This is a genomic window from Streptomyces sp. NPDC057654 (assembly GCF_042800135.1).
Classification (GTDB): domain Bacteria; phylum Actinomycetota; class Actinomycetes; order Streptomycetales; family Streptomycetaceae; genus Streptomyces.
Window position 1 is genome coordinate 1 of the sequence record NZ_JBHVHQ010000261.1, and the last position, 9,865, is coordinate 9,865.

Genomic DNA, 9,865 nt, shown 5'->3' on the forward strand with positions numbered 1-9,865 from the left:
GAAGAAGGGCCGCTCCAAGATCGTGCTGCTCGGCGGCGGGCTCGTGGCCCTCGTCGGCATCGCGTACGGCGCGGGCCTGCTGCTCGACCACTCGGACGTACCGGCCGGCACCACCGTCCTCGGCGTCGACATCGGCGGCTCCACCAAGGAAGCAGCGGTCCAGAAGCTCGACAAGGCGCTGGGCAACCGCAAGACCGCGCCCCTGAAGGTGTCGATCGGCGGCAAGCAGGGCGAGCTCAAGCCGTCCATCGCGGGGCTGACGGTCGACACCCAGGCGACCGTGCGGGGCCTCGCGGGCCGGGAGTACAACCCGGTCACCGTCATCGGCTCGCTGTTCGGCGGGGCCCGGAACGCCGAGCCGGAGATCGTCGCGGACGACGAGAAGATGACCTCCGCCCTCGACACGCTGGCCGGCGGTTCGGCGGGGGCCAAGGACGGCACGATCAAGTTCGAGGCGGGCAAGGCCGTGCCGGTCTACGGCAAGGCGCACCAGGGCCTGGACACCAAGAAGGCCATCGCGGCCGTCACCGAGGCCTACCGGCAGCGGGCGATCACCGGTCAGGACAAGGTCACGGCGCTGCCCAGCACCAACCGTCAGCCGGCGATCAGCAACGCCGAGGTCGACCGGGCGATGAAGGACTTCGCGAAGCCCGCGATGTCCGATTTCGTCACCATCCGGACCGACGCCCTGCACAGCATCAAGTTCAGCCCGGGACTGTCGCTGCCGAAGTTCCTCTCGGTCAAGGCGCAGAACGGGCAGCTGACCCCGAGCTACGACCTGTCGACGCTCCAGCAGCTGTACGGGACGACGTTCCAGGGGGTCATGGTCGCGCACGGCAACGGCGCCAAGGGCCCGGTCACGCCGCAGGACGTCGCGAAGGCCCTCGACAAGGCGCTCCAGGGCAAGACGCCCGCCGAGCGCGTCGGCGTCATCCCGGCCAACGGCGGCTGACCAGGCCGTACCGCACGAGCCCGAGAGCCCCCGCACCCGTCTCCCTCAGGTGCGGGGGCTCGGTCATGGCGTGACTCATGACATCTGTCATCCTCAGCTCACGACTGCTGACACTGCCGCGCGCCGCCCGCGTCCGCGAAGGTGGTCCGTATGACCACTTCAGCGATCGAACTCACGGGGGACGGGCGCCGCACCGGCGCTCCCGTGGTCAGTTTCGGCAATGTGAACAAGAGCTACGGCAGCGTCCGCGCCGTCTGCGACCTGGACTTCCAGCTCTTTCCGGGCGAGACCGTGGCGCTGCTCGGCCCCAACGGCGCGGGCAAGTCCTCGACCCTCGACCTGCTGCTCGGGCTGCGCAACGCCGACTCCGGCACCGTCGAGGTCTTCGGCACCACGCCGCAGCAGGCCATCGTGCGGGGCAAGGTCGGCGCGATGCTCCAGAGCGGCGGCCTGATGGAGGACGTGAAGGTCCGCGAGATCGTGCAGCTCGCGTGCGACCTGCACCCGCGCGCGTACCCCGTGCGGCAGGTGCTGGAGAGCGCGGGCATCGCCGAGATCGCCGACCGGATGGTCAACAAGCTCTCGGGCGGCCAGGAGCAGCGGGTGCGGTTCGCGCTCGCGACGGCCGGCCCCAACGACCTGATCGTGCTCGACGAGCCGACGACCGGCATGGACGTGACGGTACGTCAGGCATTCTGGGGCGCGATGCGGGAGCAGGCGCAGGCCGGCCGCACGGTCCTGTTCGCCACGCACTATCTCGAAGAGGCCGACGCCATCGCGGACCGGGTGATCGTGCTGCACCGCGGCCGGGTCCTCGCGGACGGCTCGGCGGCCGAGATCAAGGCGAAGGCGGGCGCGCGGCGGATCGTCTTCGACCTGGAGGGCCGCATCGACGAGGCGGCGCTGCGCGGGCTGCCGTGCCTGTCCGCCGTGGAGGTCTCCGGCCGCACGGTCCGCATCCAGTCGCACGACGCCGATGCGACGGTGCACGCGCTGTACGGGCTCGGGCTGTACCCGCGCAACCTGGAGGTCGCCGGGCTCGGCCTGGAGCAGGCCTTCATAGCGATCACCGACGCCGCGACCGCCGAGGAGGGCGGCAACCGATGAATACCCTGGTCAAGCTGGAGATCAAGCGCACCCTGCGGAACAAGAAGTTCATGTTCTTCTCGGTGCTGTACCCCTCGGCGCTCTATCTGCTGATCGCGGGCGGCGCGAAGAACTCGGAGAAGATCGGCGACACCCATCTGTCGCTGCCGACGCTCTTCATGGTGTCCATGGCGTCCTTCGGCGCGCTGACGGCCGTCCTCATGGGCAACAGCGAGCGCATCGCCAAGGAGCGGGAGAAGGGCTGGGTGCGGCAGCTGCGGCTGACCTCGCTGCCCGGCCGCGGCTACGTGGCCGCGAAGATCGCCTCGGCCGCCGTGGTGACGCTCCCGTCGATCATCGTGGTCTTCCTGGTGGCCGTCGCCGTCAAGGGCGTGCGGCTGGACGCGGCCTGGCAGTGGATAGCGCTGGTCGTCGCGATCTGGGCGGGCAGCATCGTCTTCGCGGCGCTGGGCGTGGCCATCGGCTACGTCGCCATCGGCGACGCGGTACGCCCCATCACGATGATCGTCTACTTCGGCCTGTCGGTCCTGGGCGGCCTGTGGATGCCGACCGCGACGTTCCCACAGTGGCTCCAGAACATCGCCGAATGGATGCCCACCCACGCGTACGCCGGTCTCGGCCAGGCCATCGAACTGGGCGACGCGCCGCACACCAAGGATGTGGCCCTGCTCGTCGTCTATCTTGTGCTCTTCGCCGGCGCCGCCGCTTGGCTGTACCGCAAGGACACCCGCAAGGCCTGAGGACCGACGGCCGAAGGAGAGGGCGCGAGAGACGATGAGCGGACGGGGAGCGCGGGGCGAGCGTGGCGGGCCGGACGGGCGGCCCGAGCGCGGCGGCCTGTGGCGGTATCTGACGGCCGAGGACGAGGAGACCAGCCGGGGGCTCGCGATCGCCCAGGAGCCCGAGCACGGCAGGCAGGTGGTCATGAAGCTGCTGTGGATCGGCATCTGGCTCGCCTATATGGCAGCGCCGGTCTCTGATCTGCTCGACGGCCACCACGGCGTGCTCGCCACCGTGTTCGGCTGGGCCGGACTGACCGTGTTCGTCTGCTGCTATCTCGTCCTCGTCTTCCGCCACACCGTCCGCGCGCTGCGCGGGGCCCGCGTCCTCGTGGCGCTGGGCTCCCTGACGGCGCTCGGGATCGTGCTGGCGCTGACGCTCGGCCCGCCCTGGCTGGTGCTCTGCGTCTACGTCTCCGTGGCCTGCGGCGCGGTGCTGCCGGTGCGGGGGGCCCGCATCGCGATCCCGCTCGTCACCGTCGTGCTGTGCGCCGTGGGGATGACGATGGAGGGCGACGGAGGCACCCTGCTGGCCGCCCTGCTGATCCCCTCCTTCCTCGGCGGCTTCGCGATGATGGGCGTGCGCCAGATGGTCCGTACGACCCGGGCGCTGCGCGAGGCCCGCGCCACCGTCGCGCACCTCGCCGCCAACGAGGAGCGCCTCCGGCTCGCCCGCGACCTGCACGACCTCCTCGGCCATTCGCTCTCCCTGATCACCCTCAAGAGCGAGCTGGCCGGACGGATGCTGCCGGACAGCCCCGAGAACGCGGCCCAGCAGGTCGCCGACATCGAGCGGGTCAGCCGGCAGGCGCTCGTGGACGTACGGGAGGCGGTGAGCGGTTTCCGCCGCCCCACGCTGGAGGCCGAGGTGGCGGGCGCCCGTACCGCCCTCGCCGCGGCCGGCATCAACGGTGACCTGTCCCGGATCGCGACCGACCACCCCGATCTGCCCCTGGACGAGGAGGGCGCGCTGGCCTGGGCGCTGCGCGAGGCCGTCACCAATGTCGTACGGCACAGCGGCGCGCGGACCTGCACGGTGACGCTGGAGGAGCGCGGCGACGAGCTGCGGCTGACCGTCGCGGACGACGGCCGGGGCCCCGAGGGCGCGTACGGGAACGGGCTGACGGGCCTCTCGGAGCGGCTCCAACTGGCCGACGGGCGGCTGGAGACGGGGGCGGGGGAGCGCGGCGGCTTCGTGCTGCGCGCGTCCGTACCGCTGTCCCGCCGTGTCACACCGGAGGCCCCCGCCGCTCCCGACGTGGAGGTGGGCCCCTGACCGTACGGCCTCTGCGCGGACGGGTGGGCCCCTGACCGTACCGACGGGCCTCCGGCCGTACGGACGCGGCTGCCTGGACGGGGGCGACCAGGCGGCTGACTACGCTTGCGGGCATGACCGACCCCGGCGGCGAGCCGCCCGCCAGACGCATAAGAGTCCTCCTCGCCGAGGACCAGTCGATGGTGCGCGAAGCGCTGGCCGCGCTCCTGGGCCTGGAGGGGGACATCGAGGTCGCCGTCCAGGTGGCGCGCGGCGACGAGGTGCTGGACGCCGCGCGGACCCACCGCCCCGACGTGGCGCTGCTCGACATCGAGATGCCCGGCATGTCCGGGCTCGACGCGGCGGCGCTGCTCCGGCGCGAGCTGCCCGCCGTCAAGGTGGTCATCCTCACGACCTTCGGGCGGCCCGGCTATCTGCGCCGGGCCATGGAGTCCGGCGCCGAGGCGTTCCTCGTCAAGGACGCGCCCGCGGCGCAGCTCGCCGACGCCCTGCGCCGCGTGCTGCGCGGCGAGCGGGTGATCGACCCCACGCTGGCGGTCGCGGCGCTCACCGACGGGGCGAACCCGCTCACCGACCGGGAGCAGGACGTGCTGCGCGCCTGCGCCGACGGCTCGACCAACGCGGAGCTCGCCACCGCCCTGAACCTGTCGCCCGGCACGGTCCGCAACTACCTCTCCACGGCCATCCAGAAGACCGCCGCCCGCAACCGCGCCGAGGCCGTCCGCATCGCCCGCGACAAGGGCTGGCTGTAGGGGTGTGAGCGGATCGGTGAGGACTTATGCCCCTACGTGCCGCCGCCGAGGCACGGGACAATCGATACTGGAGTCGCGTGTGCGAGTCCGGCCGCTCGCCCGTATCCCGCTCTTATGAGGAAGGAATCCGCCGCCGCCATGCTCCGTAAGCATTCGCCTGACGGCGGGCGACTCGTCGCCGCGGTCCTGGTCACCTCGATCGTGGCGCTGGCCGTGGCCGACGCGCTCACCGGGCCCCAGCTGCGGGTGATCATGTTCGCCGGCGTCGCCCCGCTCCTCGCCGCGCGCCGCTGCTCCTACCGCGGCACGGTCCTCGTCTCCGCCGTGTACACCGTCGCCCAGACCGCGGTGTACTGCGTGGTCGCGCCGGAATGGTCCACCGCCAGCACCCTCGTCGCCTTCTTCGCGGGGCTGCTCATCGGCCTCTGCGCCATGTCGCTCTCGCGGGCCCTCATGGAGCGCGAGGCCGTCTACGACCGCACCCGCATGGTCGCCGACGCCGTGCAGCGGACCCTGCTGCGGGACCTGCCCATCGACGCCGGGTCGCTGTGCGTAGCCGGGTTCTACAACTCCGCCCAGGAGGGCGCGCGGGTCGGCGGCGACATTTACGAGGCCGTCGAGAGCCCGTACGGCCTGCGGATCGTCATCGGCGACGTGCAGGGCAAGGGCATGCCCGCGATCGGCGCGGCGCACGCCGTGCTCACCTCCTTCCGCGAGGCCGCGTACCACGAACGGAACCTGGAGGACGTCGCCGAGCACCTGGAGGCCGCGCTCGTCCGCCACAACGACGCGTTCTCCCGCACCGGCGCCGACGAGCGCTTCGTCACCGCGCTGCTGCTGGAGATGACGGGGCCGGGCGAGGGCCGGGCGCTCTCCTGCGGCCACATCCCCTACTACGTGGTCCGCGGCGACCAGGTGGAGGAGCGGCTGCCGCTGGACGCCGGGCTGCCGCTGGGGCTCGGCGGGCTCACCGGCCGGCCGCGCCGGGCCGCGGACATGGCGCAGCGCGCGGACGACTGGATGGTCCTGTGCACGGACGGGGTGACCGAGGCGCGCGACGCGGCCGGGGAGTTCTACCCGCTGCGCGAGCGGCTGGCCGGCTGGACGCACCTGAGCCCGGCCGACCTCGCCCGCACGCTCCGCGCCGACCTGGACGCGTACACCGGCGGCGAGCTGCGGGACGACGCGGCCGTGCTGGTGGTGCGGCGCGCCGAGGCCGGCCGGCGCCTCGCCGACGCGCCGCGCGCCGTGGAGCTGCCGCGCGTGACCGCCTCGGAGGAGGCCCAGGCCGCCTGAGGCGGCCGGACGCACGGCGGCTCGTACGCGCGCTCCCCCGACCGCCGCTGGGAGGCCCCCGGCCGCGTTGCCGAAAACCCCTGGCGGCGGCTTCCCCGAGCCCTCCGGCGTCGCCCGAGGGGGCCGGCGCTCAGTTCAGCATCGCCCGCGCCGAGCGGGCCTGGCGGCGTACGGACTCGGCGGCGCTCGGCTCCATGGCCGCGATCACCTCCGCGTACTCCTCCATCTCACGGGCGCCGCCCGTGAAGTCCCCGCGCTGTACGAGCAGCTGGGCGTGCTCGTAGCGGAGCCGGGCCGGGTGGCTGGGCAGCAGCAGCGTCAATTCGACGGCCCACAGCTGCACGTCGCTCCGCTCCGGGCGGGCCGTGGCCCAGGCCCGGATGTTGTTCAGGATGCGCTGCACGATCTCCAGCGGCTCCGCCGGGGAGAGCATGGCGGGGGAGAGCGGCGCGCCCGTCGCGCCCGCGACGAGCAGCCCCGCGTCGTCGTCGGAGAGCGGCCGCCCGCCGTCGAACGGATCGGCCAGCGCGTGCGGCCCGTACGGATCGCCGAACCCGATGACGAAGTGGCCGGGCAGCGCCACCCCGTACACCGGGGCGCCCGCCCGCCGCGCCACCTCCAGCCACACCACGGACAGCAGGATCGGCAGCCCCCGCCGCCTGCGCAGCACCTCGTGCAGGAGCGAGGACTCCAGCCTGCGGTAGTCGGCGGGGCCGCCCTGGAAGCCGTGGCGCTCGCCGAGCAGCTCGGCCAGCGCGCGGGCCCATCTCGCCGGCTCCGGCCGCAGCCGTGCGGAGGCGAGCGCGGGCAGCTGCCCGGCCAGCCGGTCGAGTTCGATCTGCGCGGCGTCGATGCCGGACTCGTCCAGCCCGTCATCGGCCTCGGCGGCGAGGAGCAGGCAGAGCAGCGCGAGGTCGGGGCGCTTCTCGCGCGCCGCCTCCGCGAACCGCTGCCGTCGGCCGGTGGTCTCGTACATATGTGCCTCGTACCCACTCGGGGCGGTGGACCCGCACACTCCTATACGGGGCCACGCCAGTGGTCGTAACGGTGGTGGGTGACGAAGCCCAGCCGGTCGTACAGCGCGTGCGCCCCCTCATTCTCCTCCTCCACCTGGAGATACGCCGCCGAGGCGCCCTCGCCCAGCGCCGTGTCCGCGAGCGCCCCCAGCACCGCCGAGGCCAGCCCGCGGCGCCGGCACGCCGGATCGACCTCGATGGCGGTGAACCCCGCCCAGCGGCCGTCCACGACGCACCGGCCGATCGCGGCGGGCGCCTCACCGGCCTCGCCCGGCACCGTCGCGAACCAGACGGACGGGCCGCCGCCCAGCACCCGGGCCGCCTCGGGCCCGTGCCGGGTCAGCCGCCCGTACCGCCGCAGCCAGTCCTCGCCGGGGGCCCGCGCGAGGGCCACGGACGACAGGTCCGCCCCGGTGTCCGCGAGGGGCGCGAGCGCCCCGATCCGCATCAGCGCGGACCCCTCCGCGCGCCAGCCGTGCTCCGTCAGCGCGTCCGCCAGCCGCCGCCCGGCGCCCACCGTGCCCTCGCTGACTTGTACGTACGGGGGCAGGCCCCGCGCCGCGTACCACTGGGCGGTACGGCGCAGCGCCGCGTCCAGCGGCATTCCGGGGTCGCCCAGCGGCAGCGCCGAGTTGGCGCGCCGGGTGAAACCGGCCGCCGCGCGCAGCTGCCAGCCGCCCAGGAACTCGCTCTCCACCGGGGGCCAGGCGCGGGCCGCGACCCGGTCGAGCTCCTCGGCGTTCGTGGCGGGGACGCGCCGCCGGGCGGGCGCCGGGGGCACCACCTTGCCCGCGACCAGCGTCGCTTCCTCCACAGGGATGGTTTCGCCGGATCTTCGTGTGATCCGCAGCACACCATCCGCCCAAGATGTGAGAACGCCAACAGTGTCGGTGAATTTCTCCACCATCCCGCTGGTGTCGATGACGCGCCGCACCGATACCCTTTTCCCCACATCAGCAGGGGTGATCCGAACCTCGAACCGTCCGCCCGTGGTGAATTCCACAGCTCTCTCCACCCCTCTTGTGCGTCTCTTGCCCGGGAACGGAGATACTAGGTGCGGGCATCGACGACGCCGCGCTCCCGCGCGAGATACGCCCTACCGAGGAGGAACGACAGCGTGACCTACGTCATCGCGCAGCCTTGTGTCGACGTGAAGGACAAGGCGTGCATCGAGGAGTGCCCCGTCGACTGCATCTACGAGGGCTCCCGGTCCTTGTACATCCACCCGGACGAATGCGTCGACTGTGGCGCCTGCGAACCGGTCTGCCCGGTCGAGGCAATCTTCTATGAGGACGACACTCCTGAGGAGTGGAAGGACTACTACAAGGCGAACGTCGAGTTCTTCGACGAGCTCGGCTCGCCCGGCGGTGCCTCGAAGCTCGGCCTGATCGAGCGCGACCACCCCTTCATCGCCGCGCTGGACCCGCAGAACCAGTAAACGGGCACGAAGCGCGCCGCCCCGGTCCCGCACGGCATGCCCGCCGCGCGGGACCGAGGCGTTTTGAGAACGACGTGAGGAAAGAGAGCACCGTGGGCGCAGTCTCCGACCGGCTTCCCGCCTTCCCGTGGGACCGGCTCGAACCGTACAAGGCGACGGCCGCCGGCCACGCCGACGGCATCGTCGACCTCTCGGTCGGCACGCCCGTGGACCCCGTGCCCGCGGTGGTCCGGCGCGCGCTCGCCGACGCGGCCGACAGCCCCGGCTATCCGACGGTGTGGGGCACCCTCGCGCTGCGCGACGCGCTGACCGGCTGGTGCGCGGAGCGGCTCGGCGCGCGGGACCTGACGCACGCCAACGTGCTGCCGGTGGTCGGTTCGAAGGAACTGGTGGCCTGGCTGCCGACCCAGCTGGGTCTGGGCGCGGGCGACAAGGTCGCCTACCCGCGCCTCGCCTACCCGACGTACGAGGTCGGCGCGCGGCTGGCCGGCGCGGAGCCCGTCGTCTACGACGACCCGTGGGAGCTGGACCCGGCGGGCCTCAAGCTGCTGTGGCTCAACTCGCCCTCGAACCCGACCGGTCGGGTGCTGAGCGCCGAGGAGCTGCGGCGCACGGTGGCGTGGGCGCGCGAGCACGGTGTGCTGATCTTCAGCGACGAGTGCTACATCGAGCTGGGCTGGGAGGCCGACCCGGTCTCCGTGCTGCACCCGGACGTCTGCGGCGGCTCGTACGAGGGCATCGTGGCCGTCCACTCGCTCTCCAAGCGCTCCAACCTGGCGGGCTACCGCGCCGCGTTCGCGGCCGGCGACGCGGCCGTCCTCGGCGAGCTGCTCCAGATCCGCAAGCATGGCGGAATGATGGTCTCCGCTCCCGTGCAGGCGGCCACCGTGGTGGCGCTCGGCGACCGCGCGCACGTGGACGAGCAGCGCGCCCGCTATGCGCGCCGGCGGACCGTGCTGCGCGCGGCCTTCGAGGGCGCCGGGTTCCGCATCGAGCACAGCGAGGCGTCGCTGTACCTGTGGGCGACGCGGGACGAGCCGTGCTGGGACACGGTCGGCGACCTCTCCAAGCGCGGCATCCTCGTCGCGCCGGGCGACTTCTACGGGACGGCGGGCGAGCGGTTCGTGCGCGTCGCCCTGACGGCCACGGACGAGCGCGTGGACGCGGCCGTACGGCGGCTGACGGAGTAACGGCTCGTCAGCCGTCGCGGACGGTACGCGCGTGGGGTGCTGCCGAGTGCCCCTCAGGG

9 protein-coding genes and 1 pseudogene are annotated in these 9,865 nt (G+C 72.9%); 8 read left to right on the forward strand and 2 right to left on the reverse strand.

Translation table 11 applies throughout. From position 1 onward, the window contains the following. From ACFU99_RS20290 to ACFU99_RS20315, 6 genes and pseudogenes are all read left to right on the forward strand, one after another. Window positions 1-952 (forward strand): annotated as a pseudogene (locus ACFU99_RS20290) (hypothetical protein); the annotation flags it as partial. A gap of 150 nt (window positions 953-1,102) precedes the next feature. Continuing rightward, entirely contained in the window at window positions 1,103-2,059 is a 957-nt protein-coding gene (locus ACFU99_RS20295; RefSeq protein ID WP_384393881.1) for an ABC transporter ATP-binding protein, read from the forward strand. Next, a complete protein-coding gene (locus ACFU99_RS20300; RefSeq protein WP_384393884.1) occupies window positions 2,056-2,799 on the forward strand; it encodes an ABC transporter permease in 744 nt (247 codons plus the stop codon). The genes ACFU99_RS20295 and ACFU99_RS20300 overlap by 4 nt, the downstream gene beginning before the upstream one ends. A gap of 34 nt (window positions 2,800-2,833) precedes the next feature. Then, the gene (locus tag ACFU99_RS20305) at window positions 2,834-4,114 is read left to right on the forward strand and encodes a sensor histidine kinase (protein WP_384393886.1); all 1,281 of its coding nucleotides are present in this window, start codon (window positions 2,834-2,836) and stop codon (window positions 4,112-4,114) included. 113 nt (window positions 4,115-4,227) lie between these two features. Next, a complete protein-coding gene (locus ACFU99_RS20310; RefSeq protein WP_384393889.1) occupies window positions 4,228-4,866 on the forward strand; it encodes a response regulator in 639 nt (212 codons plus the stop codon). 114 nt (window positions 4,867-4,980) lie between these two features. Then, the gene (locus tag ACFU99_RS20315; protein ID WP_384393892.1) at window positions 4,981-6,162 is read left to right on the forward strand and encodes a PP2C family protein-serine/threonine phosphatase; all 1,182 of its coding nucleotides are present in this window, start codon (window positions 4,981-4,983) and stop codon (window positions 6,160-6,162) included. 130 nt (window positions 6,163-6,292) lie between these two features. On the opposite strand, the gene ACFU99_RS20320 is transcribed toward ACFU99_RS20315, so the two are convergent. Both ACFU99_RS20320 and ACFU99_RS20325 read right to left on the reverse strand, forming a co-directional pair. Beyond that, window positions 6,293-7,138, reverse strand: coding sequence for a transglutaminase-like domain-containing protein (locus ACFU99_RS20320; RefSeq protein WP_384393895.1), 846 nt, complete (start codon window positions 7,136-7,138; stop codon window positions 6,293-6,295). A 41-nt stretch (window positions 7,139-7,179) separates the two neighbouring features. Further along, a complete protein-coding gene (locus tag ACFU99_RS20325; RefSeq protein ID WP_384393897.1) occupies window positions 7,180-8,181 on the reverse strand; it encodes a GNAT family N-acetyltransferase in 1,002 nt (333 codons plus the stop codon). A 114-nt stretch (window positions 8,182-8,295) separates the two neighbouring features. Here ACFU99_RS20325 and fdxA point away from each other — a divergent pair, with 114 nt between their 5' ends. Further along, window positions 8,296-8,616, forward strand: coding sequence for a ferredoxin (fdxA, locus tag ACFU99_RS20330; protein WP_363128911.1), 321 nt, complete (start codon window positions 8,296-8,298; stop codon window positions 8,614-8,616). A gap of 92 nt (window positions 8,617-8,708) precedes the next feature. Then, complete coding sequence (gene dapC, locus ACFU99_RS20335) at window positions 8,709-9,806, forward strand: succinyldiaminopimelate transaminase (protein WP_384393900.1); 1,098 nt, start codon at window positions 8,709-8,711, stop codon at window positions 9,804-9,806. The last annotated feature ends 59 nt before the right edge of the window (window positions 9,807-9,865 follow it).

Excerpts from the sequence above, each read along its gene's own strand:
- ACFU99_RS20295 (WP_384393881.1), top strand. The coding sequence starts at position 1,103 with ATGACCACTTCAGCGATCGAACTCACGGGGGACGGGCGCCGCACCGGC.
- ACFU99_RS20300 (WP_384393884.1), top strand. The coding sequence starts at position 2,056 with ATGAATACCCTGGTCAAGCTGGAGATCAAGCGCACCCTGCGGAACAAG.
- ACFU99_RS20305 (WP_384393886.1), top strand. The coding sequence starts at position 2,834 with ATGAGCGGACGGGGAGCGCGGGGCGAGCGTGGCGGGCCGGACGGGCGG.
- ACFU99_RS20315 (WP_384393892.1), top strand. The coding sequence starts at position 4,981 with ATGAGGAAGGAATCCGCCGCCGCCATGCTCCGTAAGCATTCGCCTGAC.
- ACFU99_RS20310 (WP_384393889.1), top strand. The coding sequence starts at position 4,228 with ATGACCGACCCCGGCGGCGAGCCGCCCGCCAGACGCATAAGAGTCCTC.
- ACFU99_RS20320 (WP_384393895.1), bottom strand. The coding sequence starts at position 7,138 with ATGTACGAGACCACCGGCCGACGGCAGCGGTTCGCGGAGGCGGCGCGC.